Consider the following 18,359-nt stretch of genomic DNA (forward strand, 5'->3'; position numbering starts at 1 on the left):
ATAGCATATGAGATATTCTTTTTCTTATCCGATTTGTACTTTGCGTGGTTATGGCGCTTTACTTTTTGGGATCTTTACTATGGGAGTCCTGCTTTCTGGACATGCGGCCCTCGGCCAGGTTTCACCGACCAACCGGCCAAATATTATCGTGATATTGGCTGATGATATGGGGTATGCCGATCTAGGTTGTTATGGAAGTGAAATTAGTACACCAAACCTTGATCAACTGGCAGGTGATGGACTTCAGTTCCGTTCTTTTTATAACGCGACACGTTGCTGCCCTTCCCGGGCGGCACTGCTGACGGGATTGTATCCGCATGAAGCGGGGATGGGAAAGATGGTGAGTAACGTCGGGAGCGCCCCTGAGCCGGGACCCTATCAAGGCTTCCTCAATAACCATAGTGTGACTTTAGCAGAGGTATTGAAAGAAGCTGGATATAAGACCTATATGGTCGGTAAATGGCATGTCGGTGAGCGTCCGGAGCACTGGCCGCGGCAACGCGGATTTGACCATTATTTTGGACTGATCAGTGGGGCTAGTAGCTATTTTGAACTGGTGGAAGAACCGCGTAAAAGGCAAATGGTGAACGACGATGACTTGTGGACTCCTCCGAATGAAGGTTTTTATATGACGGATGCCTTTACCGATACGACGCTGTCTTTCCTCGAAGAGCACAATCAGAATGAAAAGGATAAGCCTTTCTTTTTGTATCTGGCTTACACGGCGCCACATTGGCCTTTGCATGCTCTAAAGGAAGATATAGCACGCTACGATGGGGTATATGACAAAGGTTGGGAACACATTCGTAGAAAACGCTATGAGCGGATGCAACAGCTGGGAATAATCGATGGGCGGCATAAGCTTTCTGTTACTCCTGAAGGGATACCGAGATGGGAATTGTTGGATGATCCCCAAGAATGGGCAGATCGGATGGAGGTTTATGCGGCGATGATAGACCGTATGGATCAAGGCATCGGTCGAATCATGGCGACATTGAAAGAACAGGGGAAACTCGACAACACGATGATTGTTTTTCTTTCCGACAATGGGGCAAGTGCCGAAAATATTGACGCACGGAAATTACACAACCCGGGTATAAGCGTTGGGCAACGGGGATCTTATTTGGCTTACGATGAACCGTGGGCCAATGTCTCAAATACGCCTTATACAAAGTACAAATCATGGACGGAGGAAGGCGGGATCATCACGCCGTTTATTGTGCATTGGCCTAATGGCGTCCGCAACATAAAAATTAATCAAACGGACGCTGTAGGGCATATTACGGATATCATGGCGACCTGCGTCGATGTTGCCGGAGCTACCTATCCTAAACGATTCAACGGTCATGAAATTAAGGATACACCAGGTGTTTCCTTATTGCCCGTTTTTAAAGGCTATCCTAGAAAGGATCGGACATTGTATTGGGAGCATTTTGGTAAATGGGCAGTGCGAGACGGCGACTGGAAGATAATAGGGGGCGATGCGACCGAAAAAGTTAAACTGTTTAATATGAAGGATGATCCTGTCGAGTTGCGCGACCTGAGTCAACAACAGCCCGCTGTCGTAGACAAGATGAAGAAGGCCTACCTGAAGTGGGCGGTGGAGGTTGGGGTAAAAAATAATCCGTGAGGGTTTTGCGATCGAGCCTAAGAACTCGTAACTGATTTAAACTCCCGGGCGTAAGTCTCGGGAGTTTTGTATTATTAACCTTTTCGTTGGGCTATCATTGCTGTCGGCATACCCAAATTGTTTCTTGAAAGCAAACGAAAAATGCGATGGATTTTCACCCCTTTTTTGTAACACAGATCATTTACCAAAACAGTATGCGCCGTATGATGTTTATTAATAAAAGAATAGACATGATAGCACGCTTTTATCTAATATATCTGGTGATAGTACTGCTGATGAGCTGCGGACAAGACAGCGGAAGGCAGGTGCTTGCTGATCGCGAAAAAGAGCTAGAAAAACGGGAACACAATATGGCATTAATGGAGGAAGAGTATCACACGTTGTTAAAGATGAGGGATAGCCTGCTGGCCACCGAATCGGCAGCATTGGAAGGCTATACCACTTCAACTCATGAACCTTGGCCAGATAGTGTATTAGGTGAATGGAATAGTCGGATGGTTTGCCGTGCCTCACGTTGTGCAAATTATGTTGTTGGTGATCAACGCCATGAGGTCTGGCGGTTTTATTCAGACTCCGTTGGATCGTATGTTCAGGTTGTCAACAACGACGAACATATTCGCATATTTAAAGGACAACAGAACGGCAACGAAATAACACTGAATATCTTAACCGATAACAATATGACTAGAAGTATGGTAACCAGACGTGCTCAGCTCGATAATATATCTCCCAATGTAATGAAAGGTACACTTGTCTTAATAGGTAAAAATAATTGTGAAACCGTATTTTCCGTGGAATTGACACCCAAAGCAGAATAACGATATATGACGCTTGCTATTCATCCAATCACGCTTCCAATTGCAGATCCGTTAATCAAATTTTTGATTGAATTGGTCATTATCTTGTTTGTCCCCCTTTTATTGAACAAAATTAAAGTTCCACACATATTGGGCTTAATTATCGCTGGTGCCTTGATTGGACCTAATGGTTTTCATGTGCTGGAACGAGATAGCAGCGTTATAGTAATAGGGACAACGGGTTTGCTTTATATTATGTTTCTAGCAGGATTAGAAATCGATATGGGCGATTTCAAGCGGAATAAATGGAAAAGTCTGACATTTGCATTGTACACCTTTATATTTCCCTTTATTTTGGGTTTTATTGGGGGCTACTATGTGCTGCAATTCTCCATTTCGACATCCATTTTATTCGCTAGTTTGTTTTCGTCGCATACTCTTATTGCGTATCCGCTGATTAGCGGTATGGGAATTGCGAAAAACTTATCGGTTAATATTACGGTGGGGGGGACGATGATAACCGATGTGCTTTCGCTTTTAGTGCTCGCTGTCATTGTGGGTATGTCTCAGGGAGAGGTAGGTACGGCCTTCTGGGTAAGACTTGGGGTTTCTACGGCTTTGTTTTCGGTGATCGTGTTAATGTTGTTCCCGGTCATTGCCCGATGGTTTTTCAAACGTGTGGAGGACAAGATTTCACAATATATCTTCGTAGTTGTGATGATATATTTGGGGGCGCTTCTCGCCGAGATTGCGGGAATAGAAGCTATTATAGGAGCATTCTTTGCTGGTTTGGCGCTCAACAGACTCATACCACATACTTCTTCATTGATGAGTCGGGTAGAATTTGTAGGTAATGCCATATTTATTCCTTTCTTTTTGATCAGCGTGGGTATGCTGATTGATTTTAAGGCTTTTATAAACGATTGGGAAACGCTTGGGGTAGCGGCAATTATGCTCTTGGCATCGATAGGCGGAAAGTATGTAGCCGCATATTTGACGCAACGGACTTTTAGACTTACTGCCAACGAAGGACGCTTAATCTTTGGCATGAGTGCAGCGTCCGCTGCGGCAACATTGGCTTCTGTAATGGTCGGTTATACGATTATCATTGGCGAAACTGCGGATGGCGAACCAATCAGATTGTTAAATGACCATGTGTTAAATGGAAGTATCTTACTCATTTTAGTGTCTTGTACAATATCGTCATTCGTGTCGATGTCGAGCGGGCAGAAAATAGCGGATGTGGACAAGGACAACACGGTTACTGGTAAAGGTGTTGAAAGTGAACGGATTCTACTGCCGATCAATAATGAGCAGATGACAGAAAAAATGGTCAATCTTGGACTGCTTATTAAAACAGCGTCGAATAAAAAGGGAATATTTGCGCTAAATATTATCAATGAGGATAAAAATGAGTCGTCGGTAAAAAATGCGGAACGTATTTTGGATGCAGCGGTAAAAATGGGAGCAGCAGCGGATGTCGTTATTACACCTATAACTCGGCATGATGAACAGGTTGTGTCCGGTGTTAATAATGTAATCAAAGAGAAAAATATCACCGATTTAATCATTGGTTTGGAACGTGAAAAGGGGTTTTCTGCGTCATTTATTTATAATCTTTATAATGGTTACCTGACAAACGAACATGTCAATTTATTGATATACCGTGCCATTCAGCCAATATCTACGGTAAAAAACTATGTTGTTATTATTCCGCGTGACGCCGAGGAGGAACCAGGCTTTTTTCACGCGCTGTTAAAAATCTGGAACATTGCACGTAATTCGGGCGCTACGATGACGTTTCATGCTAACAGAAGGATGTTGGGCGTTCTTGAACGTATTTTAAAGAAATCAGCAATCGAAGCCGAGTTGCAAGAAATGGAGTCTTGGAACGAAGAGGAGAATGTATTGCTTGGATTGGAGACAGATCAAGGATTAATTGTGCTCATGGCTGATAGAAATCGATTCTCTTACACCTCTCCAATGCATGCGGTACCGGAGTTCCTAAATAACAATTTGCTTCACAATAATTATATCTTGATTTATCCGTATTCGGAAGCACGAGAAAACCCGATCGAAAGAAGAGCCGTCAATAATCTTGATGATTTCGCCGCAATCGGTAAAGTTATCGGGAAAGTTTTTGGATAGAAAACGCGGTGAGAAATCCTAGTTTTCGTGGATTGTTTGTCTTTTGATTACTAGATAACTTTGAAACAACACAATATTTTAAGGTATGAAAAAATTCTGCATGATTAGTTTTAAAAAGATATCGACGCTCATGGTACCGGATTGTTAGTATATGTATTTTATGTATATTTCCATAATAAAAATTAACTGTGTTGCCCGTGCCGAAAACAATAGGACTTCTTATTTTATATCTTTTACTAATAGCTACTCCGGTATATTGCCAGTCAGAAGACCCACTAATGCAGTATAGCGATAGTCTGTATCGCGAACTTGAACAGATCGAAAACCTGGAAGAAAAGGCGGTGTCTTTACTTGATCTAAGTTTCTTCTGGTCTGATCACGATACTACCAAGGCTTTGCTTTACATCGCACAGGCAAAACATCTGTTGAGAGCAAAAATACAAACAGCTTATTATGGTGGGATAATTGCGTTCTATACGGCTTCTGTCTATTTTGACAAAGACCCCAATCGGGCAAAAGACTTATACATGGAAGCCGAAAGATTGTTCCAGAAAGCGAATACAGGTCAAGAAGGGAAAGTACTTCGTTATCGTGCCCGTCTTTGGGGAAGTTACGGCGCGCTTTTACAACGTGAAGGCAGGGCAAACGAATATGTTGATATTTTATTGGATAAAGTGATACCGCTAGCCGAGCAGACAAGGGATGCAACGCTGATCGGGAACAATTATCAGAACGTCGCGATAAACCTGATGAACCAGCAGGAATATGCGAAAGCCGACCGTTATTACTGTAAGGCCCTATCTTTACTTCGGGAAAAACAGAATGCATCGGAAGAAAGATTAACGCTCTATGTCAATGCAGCACGGAATGCCCTGTTGGCGAAGGATTATCACCGATCTGAAAGGATGCTTGATACAGCCGCCCTGATAGCAAATTTGATACCTAACTCGATCTACATCTCCATGTACCATACGGTAGCTGGGAGTTATTATGCCGCTACTAAAAGTTTCAAGAAAGCCCATGAACATTTTTCTGAAGGACTTGTCTCGGCAAAAAGTTTAAAGAATGATGAACTCATTGCAACCCTTTTGTATGATCAGTTCAAAGCGTACCAGCAGAATGGACAATATAGCGAAGCGAAAGGGAAATTATTGGAGGTACTTCCTTATATAGAGAAGACTTCTTCTTTAACAAACAAACAGATGGTTTATTATCATCTAGCGACCACGGCCGTGGCATTAAATCAATATCAAGAGGCAGTTAAATGGTACGAAGTGCACAAAATTGTTTCCGACAGCCTTTTTACAAATCAAAACAGGGCAAAGATATTGGAATTGGAACAAAGGTATCAAACGACCGAAAAAGAAAAAGAGTTATTGGAAATTAAGTCCCAACATCAGGAACAATCTTTTGCCCTTCAAAGAAACCGAAGTATCGCCATCCTCTCTGTTTCGCTGTGTATGCTTCTTACTGTATTGGGTTTTACCTGGTATAGGACGCAGAAAAATAAGAAAAGATTGTTGGAACAAAAGGAGTTGCTGCTGCGGGAGGAGCTTAAAAATCATCGGCAGGAATCGAAAATAAGCCTTTACAATGCAATGCTGCAGGGAGAAGAAAAAGAGCGTAGCCGATTAGCAAGGGATCTGCATGACGGAATGGGAGGCATGCTTGCAGGCGTCAAGATGAAACTGTCGGCCGTGACGGATAATATGGAAGTACAGGAATTTGATGCTATAACCATCACGGACCTGCAATCCATTATGGGGCAGGTTGACCGATCTGTCAACGAACTACGACGGGTATCCCGCAATCTCATGCCGGCTGCACTATTATATAGAGGTTTGGAAGATGCGTTGAAAGACCTGTGCAGAAGCATGACACAACCTACTATATTTGTTGATTTTCAATCATCTAAACTAACCGGAAGCTATTCACACCATTTTCTGATTTCGGTGTATCGCATCGTGCAGGAACTGCTGACTAATGCACTGAAACACAGCGAAGGCAGTCAAGTATGGGTTCAATGTTCGGAAGAGAACGATATGTTATACCTCTCTGTTGAGGATAATGGCAAAGGGTTTGAACAATGTGCTGAAAATGTAAATAATATAGGCATGGGGCTGTCAAATATCGGAAACCGGATCGCTCTGCTGAACGGCCATTTTGAAATAGATACGTCCCCAGGAAAAGGCTCGTCTTTTCATATTCAAATACCTACACATGAGTAACATGATTTCTGTAATAATAATAGATGATCATCCGTTGGTGCTTAGTGGATTCGAATTTATCCTCGACAATCAATCGGATATCAAGCTGATACATACTTTTACCCGTGCGGAGGACGCCCTGCTATTTTTGGAAACAAACTCGGTAGATGTTGTTTTAGTGGACATTAATATGCCTGGCATGAACGGAATTGAGGCTGCATTGTTGGTTAAAAAGAGTCAGCCGGAAACGCGAGTTATCGCCATAAGCAATATCAGTGAAGGTAGTATTGTACAGCGAATGCTTGATGCAGGAGCTTCAGGATATCTGCTCAAGAATGTTTCTGCCAGCGAACTCATACATGCTATCCATGCCGTAAATACAGGCAATAAGATTTTAAGTGCCGAGATAGAACCGATCATGAAACAAACGGAGAGCGTTGTTCCCAAGATCACGCAGAGAGAACTCGAGGTGCTTCGCTTGATGGTAACCGGCAAGACGACACCCCAGATTGCGGAACAGATGTTTATCAGTCCGCTCACGGTGGAAAGTCATCGGAGAAATCTACTCCAAAAATTTAAAGTAAGCAATTCTGCCTCCTTGATACATAGAGCAACCGAATTGAAATTTATCTGAAAGCCCCAAAGAAAAGAGGCAAATCTTATGCAGGAGGAGTTTGTTGAACGCGCAGGTGTTGTTTGATCTCTTAGTTAAATAAAGCCTGATGCTCGCTAGACATATTCGTGGCCTCATCGTAACCCCCCGAAGCGTATCTATTTTCGGGGATTTTTCAATGCGCCCACTCCTTGTCGGGGTTCGCTTGGTCCCACGCCTTACTGAGTTTTCCAAAATCGTATCCCTGTGAGGCGATAAAGTTATTTATGATACCACGGTATTTATCCCACCACTGCTTTTGTCCTTCGTCGTCAGTGGCTGTCATGGCGTTTTCTCTACCCTCCACTAGCAAACACAAAATATGTGCACGCTCGGCCGGCTTCAATGTGGGTACCATTTCGAAGTACATCGCTTCAAAGTTGGGAAACGCATCACGAGTCAAACCATCCTTTACACGATCTACTTGGTAAGGTACCAATCCATCTGCTAGCTGTGAAACATATTTCTTTTTTAACGGTAGGAACGCGTCTCTCGCCACTTCGTAGGCATCTACGATCAGCGCGGTTTTTTCTGCTGATTCTGCTGTGTAGGCTCGATCTAAATGTTGTAGCTTCGTTGCCCTGACCTTTAATATTTTTTCAAGTGTATCCAGATAATTGACCGTAGCTACGATTAGTCTGGCGGATTTATCGGTATCACTAAGACGCATCCCACCGATTATTTTAGTGGCCAATTGGTGATGGTGGTTTTCCTTTTCTTGTTTATTTTCTACTTGGATATCTTCTGCGCTAAAGATATGGGTAAGAAAAAATAAACTAAAGAGGCTCGTTAAAAGGATAGTACGTGTCATACGGTTTGTATTAATTTCGTGATTCATATGATGTTGAGTTTTTAAATATACTAAAAATGATAAGCAGGGGAAATGCCAAGGCAGTCAAAATAAAAAAATCAGGTTCACAAACACATCTAAAAGATATTTGTTCATCATAGTATGATAGTAAATTCTTCTGGTATACCGTTACGCTACATGCTTAACAAAATCAAAAGCGAAGTGGCCACAGTGGCTATTGTGGGCTTGATCTTCAATGCCTTTACGTATTTTCTTGGTGATCGGCTTCCAGACATGCCTTTGGGTGTTCCGGCATTTTTAGGTACAGCCATATCCGTGTTATTGTCTTTTAAGATGAGTCAATCTTACGAACGGTGGTGGGAGGCGCGCAAAATATGGGGCGCGATTGTAAACGATTCCCGTTCGCTCGTCATACAACTTCAAAGTTATATGGACAGCGCATACGAAGACGTAATTAGAGACGTCGCTTATAAACAGATCGCATGGTGTTACGCATTAGGCGATTCGCTGCGGGGTCTGAATCCATTGGGTAGACAACTGAATCTCACGGCGGCAGAACAGGATACGCTTCGACATCATAAAAATGTGCCCTTAGCCATAACCCAGATGCAGGCAACCCGTATAAAGGAAATCGCAGATAAGCAGTCAGTCCCCGAATTTTACAGGGTGCAACTGGATCAGACCTTAGTGCGTCTTGTGGATTCTATGGGCAGGGCAGAACGTATAAATACGACCGTATTTCCAGTGACTTATCGTTTTTTTCTGCATGCAGCCATTTATCTTTTTCTGATTACGTTATCGATTGCGATACAAGATGTTCACGCGATTTTCGAAATCCCGCTGTTGGTACTTATCGCTGCTGTGTTTTTTCTTGCTGAAAAAACCGCGTACAACTTGCAAGATCCGTTCCGTAACCGGCCCAGTGATACACCCGTAACGGCCATAGCGCGGAATATCGAGATTAACATCAAGCAGCTACTAAAAGAAACAGAAATTCCTGAGCCACTAAAACCGAAGACCTTCTTTATTCTTTAGTTTCGGACGTCATCCACTCTCCAATCTTGCAGTAACAACCCTTACGTTAAGGATGTGTCTACGCAATATCAATAGGATACTAAATTATTCCAAAGTCGATACATCCATCTATTGACCTCCCGTCACCGCAAAACTTAGGAATGTGTGGCATTAAGATGGGTAACCGAATGTAACGGATTACTGATTGGAGCCTTCGTTGCGAATAGAGATATCTCGTTTCGGAACAGCTATTTCGATTCCGGCGTTCTCCAACGCCGCTTTGCAATCGATCAGTAATTGTTCGTTCATAGTCCAGAAATCGTCGTTGGAAGTAGTCACCCGCACCGATAAATTCACAGCACTTTCTCCCAGTTCCGTGACTACAACTTGAGGAGCCGGCTCCTTAAACGCGTAGGTGTTATTTTCGGCCACGGCCAATAAGACTTCTCTTGCTTGCTTCAAATTGGCATCATAGGGCACGCGGATGTCAAACCATGTTCTCCGGGTGCCGAGTTGTGTATAATTTGTAATACTGCTATTGGACATAGGGCCATTAGGGACAACCACCAACTGGTTTTGTGGGGTGGTAAGCTTGGTGTTAAAGATGTCTATTTCCTGGACGGTGCCAGATACGCCCGTATCAGAAGAAATGTAATCGCCAACTTTAAAAGGTTTGAGAAGAAGAATCAATATTCCTCCCGCAAAATTCGCGAGCGATCCCTGCAAGGCTAAGCCGATGGCCAATCCAGCTGCACCGATCATCGCTACAAAAGCAGAGGTTTGCACGCCGAGCTGTGAAACCACGACAATGAATAAAAGAATATGAAGGGCCCAATGGATGAGGTTTAGGAGAAACCGCTGAAGGGATATATCCATGTTTCTGCGTTGAAACGTTTTTTCAGCTATACGTTTTATAATTTTAATCAGCCAAGAACCGACTAGGTATATCAATACTGCTGAAATAAGTCCTATCAGGATTCGTGGAGCCCAAGCGACGGCGGCGGTGATGAAATTATCCCAATATTGGTTCACATTATCGAAATCTAGATTATCCATAATAGACGTTTTTTTAAAGTTTATAGTTCTATTTTGTTTGTACCTATTTTTATTGCAGTTTTACTAAAATATTCAAAATTTTTAGACTTTATACTAGCAATTTAATGTTCAGTTGCCCTAATATAAAAAGAAAATCGAATTTTTAGGCAAAATATTTCCGATTTTAGTGTAACGGAGCCACCACTATTTCGGGGTGCAGTATCTCGAATGCCGGACTAGGGTTTCTGCAACAAAATTCTTTCATGGCTACGTGATTTTCTGTATTAAAATTTGATTTCCTGCATGTTGGTGGCTTCCGCTCTTACTGGGACGGATAGCGGTATCTTATGACTTGATTTCCACATACCCTTCTTGATTAAGAAGGCTTTTGTCAGTAACTTCGGGTATTCGTGAAAAGAGCATACTGCTCAAATAATAATAATATGTCCAAACTATTCAATCCGATATCGATAAAAGGAGTAACCTTAAAAAATAGGATTATTGTGTCCCCAATGTGTCAATATTCTGCCGTGGATGGCGTTGCCAACGACTGGCATCTCGTGCATCTCGGGGGCTTCGCAGTAGGTGGAGCAGCGCTAGTTTTGGTAGAAGCGACTGGTGTTTCGCCTGAGGCTCGGATATCCTCTTCCGACTTGGGGTTGTGGAAAGACGAACAGATAGAAAAACTAGCACAGATCAACGCTTTTGTGAAACAACAAGGCGCGATTCCGGGCATACAGTTGGCACATGCCGGCCGAAAAGCCAGTACGATGGTTCCCTGGGAAGGTCATGTTGAGGTGACGCCGGAAAACGGTGGTTGGCAGACGGTCGCACCATCAGCGGTTCCGTATGCTAACGATTATCCCAAACCAATAGCGTTGGATGTTGAAGGTATTCAAAAGGTGATCGCCGATTTTACATCGGCAACGGAAAGGGCGTTAAAAGCGGGCTTTGAGGTCATCGAAATCCACGCATCGCATGGCTATCTGCTGCACCAGTTTCTCTCGCCTTTGAGCAACCACCGGAGCGACGCGTATGGCGGTAGTTTTGAAAATAGGATTCGGTTGTTGCTAGAGATCGTGGAGAGCGTACAGGCAGTGTTGCCGACAGAAACACCTTTATTTGTCCGGATGCCAGGTACAGACTGGGCAGAAGGCGGATGGACGCCGGAAGACGCCTCGGCACTTGCCCAGATCTTAAAAGACAAAGGAGTAGATGTCATGGATGTGACCAGCGGTGGTCTGGTACGCCATCAGAAAATAGCCATTGGACCGGCTTACCAAACGCCTTTCGCAGCAAAAGTAAAACGGGAAACAGGCGCGTTGACGTCTACTGCTGGATTGATCACGAACGCTGTACAGGCGGAATCTATCTTGGTCAATGAGGAAGCGGATTTAATTATGATTGCTCGGGAACTCTTGAGAGACCCCCATTTTCCACTGCGAGCAGCCCGCGATTTGAAAGTCAATATCGACTGGCCCGTACAGTATGAACGGGCGCAGTGGTAAAGGAGTAGGCATTCAGAAGATATAAGAAACAGGCTATTCATGCTCCCCTGTGGCACAGACGGTACAGGATGGATGTACCGATGAGATTCGTAATTTAATTGATCTCCTATGTTTTTGCTTTTATAACGACGACTATAAATTGTAAGATAAGCTACAAGCGAATACGGAACGCCATAGTTTAGTTTTCGATAGTGACGATTACCGGGCAAGCGACGGGGGAAACGATATGAACCGGGAAGTGGAGAATGCGCCTATCTGTATGTTACAGCGAAAAATGCCAGTTTGAACTATCTACGTATCGGAGAATCTTTAAATTACCTCATCAAATAGAAATAAATATGGAAGAATTAATCGAGGAAACCTACAGCGGTATATTTGAAAAGGAGCTAATTAACGAAATTGTTTCTGTCGCCAAAATTGTCGAATTTAAAGAAGGTGATGTATTGATCGATATAGGCAAGTATATCAAAACCATGCCATTGCTCATCAGCGGAGCTATCAAAATCATGCGGGAGGACTTTGACACAGGCGAATTATTGCTCTATTTTATTGAAAAAGGAGACACTTGCTCCATGACGCTTACCTGCTGTATGGGCGATAAAAAAAGTGAAATTCGTGCTATAGCAGAAAATAATGGTTTAGTGGCTATGATTCCTGTTGGCAAAATGGAAGAATGGATGGCCAAATACAAAAGCTGGCGTGCCTTTGTTTTTGAAAGTTATAATAACCGCTTCAATGAAATGCTTGCTGCCATAGACAATATTGCCTTCATGCACATGGATGAGCGTCTTTACAATTATCTATGGGAAAAAAGTAAGGTTAATAATTCTTCCGTCATTATAAAAACACATCAGGAAATTGCCTATGAACTGAATAGTTCAAGGGTGGTTATTTCACGGCTGTTGAAAGCGTTGGAAAATGAAGGAAAAATAAAAATGAACCGTAATAACATAGAATTATTGCTAAACGCACTTTAATGCTGCCTCAGACCAATAAATAGGCGCGCTTTGGTAGCGTCGATAGTGAGAGAATTGGTGCATTTGTACGATTCCGGCAAGTAGTTTAAAAAATCAGAATAAAATACCCTATATAGGGTATGATGTGAATTCTTTTGGTATCTTTATGCTCTTAGGGATGCTAATGATAATATAAATATTTATTAACAAAACCTTTATACCAGTTGTGTAACCTTGTAAGGTGAATTTTTCCTTATGAGACCACATTCCAAAGATATTTCCGAACAAGAGTTTACGGCGTTCCAGAATGGAAGCCAAGGGATTTTTCGGAAAATTTTTGACACATACCAGCAAGTACTTCTTCGATATGCGTATTCCGTATGCGGAAAAGAGGATATTGCATCCGACGCGGTCCAAGAGAGTTTTGTTCAATTATACCAAAATCGCTCAAAGGTTGACGGCCCTAGCGGAATTTATCCCTTATTGTTCGTCATGACCAAAAGATATTTGCTACGTGTTTTCCGCCGGTCGATTGTCGAAGCGAAATTTAAAGATGAGCTTAGCAGCGATTGGGATGAAGGCTCCACGGCAACAATCGACCAACTTGCCGGCAATGATTTGCGTTCCTTACTGTTGGAATTGGTGGAACAATTGCCTGCCAAACAAAAGGAGATATTTCAGTTGAACAAATTTGCGGGTTACTCTTACGAGGAGATTTCCGAGCAGATGGGAACCTCTAAAAATACAGTGAAAAACCAATTAATAAGTGCATCACGAAAAATAAGACTGAGCTTGCACAAGCTATACGCTTTTATTTTTTTAATTTATTTCTTTCGTCAGTAGTCCTTTTACCGGCTTGAGGTAATTATAAGAATAAAGGACAATAATATTGGAAAAGGATAAGCTATATCGTTTAGTTCGGCGGTACCGTGACGGCAGCATAACAGATCGCGAGCTGAAAGAACTGAAAACATATATTCATCAGGAGACTTCCGATCAGCTATTGGAGGACGTTTTTGCCGAACTCGCCGAGAAATCACCTTTGCCATGGCCGACCACTGAACATGTAGATGAGCGTTATAGTGCTATTCAGCATCGGATAAATAGACAATATGAGGTACTATCCACTCGTATTCGAAAATGGCGGTTTATGAGGGTCGCTGCAGCCCTCTTTATACTGATTGGTATTACAGCGCTCCTCTTTACAGATACCGATTTATTCGATCGGAGCGAAGATAGGGCGGATTGGGAGCAGAGACAATGGTCGGCAATCGTTCCGGGGACGAACAAAGCCAAAATCGTATTGGAAAACGGACAGGAAATCGATCTGGAGCAACTTGCGGATAATACGTCCATAGCGATGGACGGATACACAATAACGAAAAATAAGAAGGGAGAAATCTCCTACAGGATGTTGGACGGAAAGGCACTGGAAAACGGATTATATAATACGATTGTTGTACCGAGGGGCGGCGAATACAAGCTGAATCTGCCAGATGGGAGCGAAGTCTGGTTAAATGCAGCAAGCAGCCTCCGCTATCCTTTGAATTTTGGGGAGGCGGCTAGAAAAGTTGAGCTCACAGGCGAGGCATATTTCCGTGTTGTTAAGAAAACCGCCGGTACCAAAAAATTGCCTTTTATTGTGCAAGTTGGTGAACAGGAATTAGAGGTGCTGGGTACCGCATTTAATTTAAACAGCTATGCCGAAAGAATAAAGACAACCTTAGTGGAAGGTGCCGTTCGCTTACGCTTCCCTAAAGGTAGAGAGAAAGAGCTTCTACCTAATCAGCAATCCATTTACAGTCCTCGTTCGGGAAAAATTCAGATAGAAAAAATAAATCCATACTACACCATCGCTTGGCGGAATGGCTCGTTCGCTTTTGACAATGCGCCGCTGGGGGAAGTTTTAGACTGTCTTTCCCGATGGTACGATGTTTCTTTTGAATATACTGTTGATAAAGAGCCTGTTCGGTTTACAGGTTCGATTTCCCGCTATGAAAATATAGAGACGCTGTTGAAGTTGATTGAAATGACAAACAGTGTAAAATTTGAGATAAAAGAAAGGAGGATCAAGGTGATTTAAATAAATACAGAAAACGTATGTATGAAGAAATAATTATCAGGAACGCCGCGAACGCTCCCGATAATATAGTAAAATGTTGATCAACGATTGCATAAGTAAAAAACAACCGCAATAGCAAATGTATAAAAAAAATAATAGTTCAAGACGTAGGAAAAGTTCTATTCCTCGAATAAACAGGCTTTTGCCCATGAAACTAGCACTTTTATTAATGTGCGCAGCAACAATACAGGTCAGCGCAATGACTTTCGGCCAAACCATCACCTTGAAGCGAAAGAATGCGAAGATGGTCGATGTTCTACAGGAAATCCAAGAGCAAAGTGGCTATCACATTTTTTATGATTCCGCATTGGTGCCGCAGAATCTGAAATTGGATGTCGATTTACGGGGATTATCTCTCCAGTCGGCTCTTTCGAAAATTTTGACTGCTTTTTATATCGACTATAATGTCGTAGATAAGAATGTTATCCTAACGGAAAGCAAAAGGAGGACAGCGGTACATCGCTCCAAACAATCTCCGGCGGATATATCCCAACAAGCCGTCGTAAAGGGGCGCGTCAGCAATGTCGACGGAATTGGGTTGGCTAATGTCTCGGTTGCGGAAAAACACACAGATAACCTTGCAGCTACCGATGAACGCGGAAATTTTGAGCTGCGTGTTTCGAAGTGGCCGGCGCTACTCGTTTTCTCATCGGTGGGTTTCCAACGGCAGGAGCTTACGGTAAGTCAAGGAAGCGAGGTGGTTATAGAAATGGTTCCCGCCATTACGGAAATGGATGAAGTTGTGGTCGTCGGATACGGCACACAACGCCGGAGTGACCTCACGGGATCTGTATCCAGTATCAAAGGCGAGCAATTGAGCGCTGCGCCTATAGGCCAATTGTCCAATTCGCTTCAGGGATTGTCGTCAGGGCTTGAGATTGTATCCGGAGGAGGATCTCCGGCAGAAGAGCCTACGATACAGATTCGGGGAACTGGTAGTGTCAATTCATCGAATCCATTGGTGGTGATTGACGGTGTGCCTTCTGGAAAATTGACCGATATCAATCCCAATGATATCGAACAGATAGAAGTATTAAAAGACGCTTCCTCAGCGGCAATTTACGGTACGCGAGCGGCCAATGGGGTTATCTTAGTGACGACAAAACGAGGTAAATTTGGTCAGCCGACGCAATACAGTGTCAACTTATATTCCGGGATCACCAACGTAAATAATAAACTGGATTTACTTGGTGCGGAAGATCTCGTTATGCTTAAAAAAGAACGCTATACCAATGATGGGATCGCAGCGAATGTCTTCTGGGACGATCCGTATTATGCGGAAGATCGTACCGACTGGCAAGACGAACTTTTTCAAGCGGGCAGGTTGGAAAATTTCGATCTAAGCATCAGAGGTGGCGGAGAGAAATCGTCTTATCTGACCAGCTTGGGATATTATAACGAAAAAGGGATTATGTTAAGTTCCAAATTTCGTCGACTATCGGCACGGGTCAACTCGAACCACGTAATTTCCGATAAACTGAAACTGGTTCAGAACTTTCAATATAACTATCGGAATTGGTATAACCCGTCTACGAGTTCGGTGTACAGCGGTGTGCTGTGGCAGGCACTTCGTTTTAACCCGGCCATCCCGGTGATGGACGAAAACGGTGAGTGGGGAACGGCATCGGCAAATAATGAACTGGGCGACATCAACAATCCTGTATACGAGCTTTCCACAGAGGACCGGACGAAACGCAACCATAATATGTTAGCTTCGATGACCTTAGAGTATGCAATTACTGACGATTTGAAATGGAAAGGTAATATTGGATTTGAGGGTAATCTCTATCAATCTCGGGACTTCTTCCCAAGTGTTACCCAACAGATGAGACGACGTAATGACGCAGAATTGGGGATCACAAACCAGGAAAGTTATACGGTTTTGGGCGAAACGTATATAGATTATCGTCGTGCTTTTGGCAGCCATCATCTCGATGCAGTAGCCGGGGTATCCATGCAATCTAGAAACGGCAGTTTCCAAACGGTAAAAAAGATAGGATACGCAGATGAAAGTCTAGACCAGATCGTATTTGATAACGGCGCTACGATGAACAGTATCATCGGAAATTATGACGTGCCACAAAAATTAGCCTCGGCTTTTGCCAGGCTTAACTACAGCTACGCCAATAGATATCTCTTGACCATGACGATGCGGGGCGATGGTTCTTCCAAATTTATGCCCGGTAGACGATGGGGATATTTTCCCGGATTTTCTGCAGGATGGCGGATATCGGAAGAAGATTTCATGGCGGATATATCCTTTCTGGACGATCTAAAGATCAAAGCGGGCTGGGGGATGTTGGGCAACCAAGAAGTGGCAGATTTGCAATACCTCACCATCATCAAAAGGAATATCGACTATGGTAATAAATACACATTCGGCGCTGACCAAGTTGGTGGTTCCCGTATTACGAGCCTTGCCAATCCTTTTATTACCTGGGAAAAAACGGCGATGACCAACTTGGGGGTAGATGCTGTATTATTCCAAGGTGGTTTGACGGCAAATGTCGCGTGGTTTGATAAAAGGACAAGCGATATGCTTATTCCCGCGGTCGTCATGGGTACCGTAGGTAGGGCAACTATTCCGGATTCCAATATCGGGGAGATGCGTAACTGGGGTTGGGAAATCGAACTGACCCAACAGAAACAACTAGATAATGGCTTTGCTTATAATGTAGGCTTCAATCTTACTTTCCTGAAGAATAAGGTGACCAAACTTTATGGGAATAACAACTACATAGGATCTGTTTTTTATGGACGCCAGTCCCAGGAGATTTCCCGGACCTACGAAGATATGCCTTTGGCTTCTTTTTTTGGATGGAAGAGCGATGGTCTGTATCAAAATCAAGCCGAAATCGATGCCGATGTGCACATTCAAAATGACGAACGTAAGGCAGACATAAAACCCGGCGACGTGCGATTTGTGGACATCAACGGCGACGGACAGATCGATGAGCAGGACCGTGTCTATCTAGGTGATCCAAATCCGGATGCCATTCTTGGATTGCAACTGGGGGTAGGGTTTAAAGGTTGGATGTTGCATGCAAATCTAACCGGAAGTTTTGGCGGACAACTTTACAACGCCGATCGGATGCAAGGACTCGACCCTACTTATTCGTATAATATGTACGCGGAGGCACTAGGTCGTTGGCACGGCGAAGGTACCAGCAATACGATTCCGCGTATGAGCACGCAGCGGACAAATTTAAACCATCGGACGTCCGATCTTTTTATTGAAAACGGAAACTTTGTGAAGTTGAAGACGCTTACCTTATCATATAAGATACCTACATCGGAAAGGAGCTTGTTCCGGGATATGAACGTGTACGTCATGGGAGAAAATCTTTTTGTGATGAGCGCTTATAAAGGATATAATCCGGAGATAGGCTACTCCGATGGAAATCTGCAGCGCGGAGTGGATTACGCGAACTTTCCATTTAGCAGAAAAATTAATTTAGGGCTTAGATTTGATTTTTAAA

Annotated in this window: 13 protein-coding genes; 11 read left to right on the plus strand and 2 right to left on the minus strand. The window is 43.3% G+C overall.

Features of this window, described 5'->3' with window-relative positions; genetic code table 11:
• Positions 1 to 7 precede the first annotated feature (7 nt).
• From G5B43_RS17440 to G5B43_RS17460, 5 genes are all read left to right on the plus strand, one after another.
• Complete coding sequence (locus G5B43_RS17440) at positions 8 to 1,630, plus strand: arylsulfatase (protein ID WP_206367408.1); 1,623 nt, start codon at positions 8 to 10, stop codon at positions 1,628 to 1,630.
• A gap of 230 nt (positions 1,631 to 1,860) precedes the next feature.
• Positions 1,861 to 2,448, plus strand: coding sequence for a hypothetical protein (locus G5B43_RS17445; protein ID WP_165296086.1), 588 nt, complete (start codon positions 1,861 to 1,863; stop codon positions 2,446 to 2,448).
• 6 nt (positions 2,449 to 2,454) lie between these two features.
• Positions 2,455 to 4,575, plus strand: a complete 2,121-nt coding sequence (locus G5B43_RS17450) for a cation:proton antiporter (protein WP_165296087.1) — start codon at positions 2,455 to 2,457, stop codon at positions 4,573 to 4,575.
• Positions 4,576 to 4,853: 278 nt separating this feature from the next.
• On the plus strand, positions 4,854 to 6,803 hold the full coding sequence (locus tag G5B43_RS17455; RefSeq protein ID WP_165296088.1) for a sensor histidine kinase: 1,950 nt from the start codon (positions 4,854 to 4,856) through the stop codon (positions 6,801 to 6,803).
• 1 nt (position 6,804) lies between these two features.
• The gene (locus tag G5B43_RS17460) at positions 6,805 to 7,416 is read left to right on the plus strand and encodes a response regulator transcription factor (protein WP_165296089.1); all 612 of its coding nucleotides are present in this window, start codon (positions 6,805 to 6,807) and stop codon (positions 7,414 to 7,416) included.
• 154 nt (positions 7,417 to 7,570) lie between these two features.
• On the opposite strand, the gene G5B43_RS17465 is transcribed toward G5B43_RS17460, so the two are convergent.
• Positions 7,571 to 8,272 carry a DUF3826 domain-containing protein gene (locus G5B43_RS17465; protein WP_165296090.1) on the minus strand — a complete coding sequence of 234 codons (702 nt, stop codon included), beginning with the start codon at positions 8,270 to 8,272 and terminating at the stop codon, positions 7,571 to 7,573.
• A 150-nt stretch (positions 8,273 to 8,422) separates the two neighbouring features.
• On the opposite strand from G5B43_RS17465, the gene G5B43_RS17470 reads away from it, so the two are divergent.
• Entirely contained in the window at positions 8,423 to 9,280 is an 858-nt protein-coding gene (locus G5B43_RS17470; protein WP_240904909.1) for a bestrophin family protein, read from the plus strand.
• A gap of 177 nt (positions 9,281 to 9,457) precedes the next feature.
• Here the strand turns inward: G5B43_RS17470 and G5B43_RS17475 are convergent, their stop codons facing one another.
• Positions 9,458 to 10,315, minus strand: a complete 858-nt coding sequence (locus G5B43_RS17475; protein WP_165296092.1) for a mechanosensitive ion channel family protein — start codon at positions 10,313 to 10,315, stop codon at positions 9,458 to 9,460.
• A gap of 422 nt (positions 10,316 to 10,737) precedes the next feature.
• Between G5B43_RS17475 and G5B43_RS17480 the strand changes: the two genes are divergently transcribed.
• The 5 genes from G5B43_RS17480 (at position 10,738) to G5B43_RS17500 (ending at position 18,358) form a co-directional block, all read left to right on the plus strand.
• Positions 10,738 to 11,802 carry an NADH:flavin oxidoreductase/NADH oxidase gene (locus G5B43_RS17480; RefSeq protein ID WP_165296093.1) on the plus strand — a complete coding sequence of 355 codons (1,065 nt, stop codon included), beginning with the start codon at positions 10,738 to 10,740 and terminating at the stop codon, positions 11,800 to 11,802.
• Between the two features lie 338 nt (positions 11,803 to 12,140).
• Positions 12,141 to 12,779, plus strand: coding sequence for a Crp/Fnr family transcriptional regulator (locus G5B43_RS17485; RefSeq protein WP_165296094.1), 639 nt, complete (start codon positions 12,141 to 12,143; stop codon positions 12,777 to 12,779).
• Positions 12,780 to 13,013: 234 nt separating this feature from the next.
• Positions 13,014 to 13,601, plus strand: coding sequence for an RNA polymerase sigma factor (locus tag G5B43_RS17490; protein ID WP_165296095.1), 588 nt, complete (start codon positions 13,014 to 13,016; stop codon positions 13,599 to 13,601).
• A gap of 46 nt (positions 13,602 to 13,647) precedes the next feature.
• Positions 13,648 to 14,841, plus strand: coding sequence for a FecR family protein (locus G5B43_RS17495; RefSeq protein ID WP_165296096.1), 1,194 nt, complete (start codon positions 13,648 to 13,650; stop codon positions 14,839 to 14,841).
• Between the two features lie 187 nt (positions 14,842 to 15,028).
• Positions 15,029 to 18,358, plus strand: a complete 3,330-nt coding sequence (locus G5B43_RS17500; RefSeq protein WP_165296097.1) for a SusC/RagA family TonB-linked outer membrane protein — start codon at positions 15,029 to 15,031, stop codon at positions 18,356 to 18,358.
• Position 18,359 lies beyond the last annotated feature (1 nt).

It is taken from the genome of Sphingobacterium sp. SGR-19, assembly GCF_011043555.1.
Lineage (GTDB): Bacteria > Bacteroidota > Bacteroidia > Sphingobacteriales > Sphingobacteriaceae > Sphingobacterium.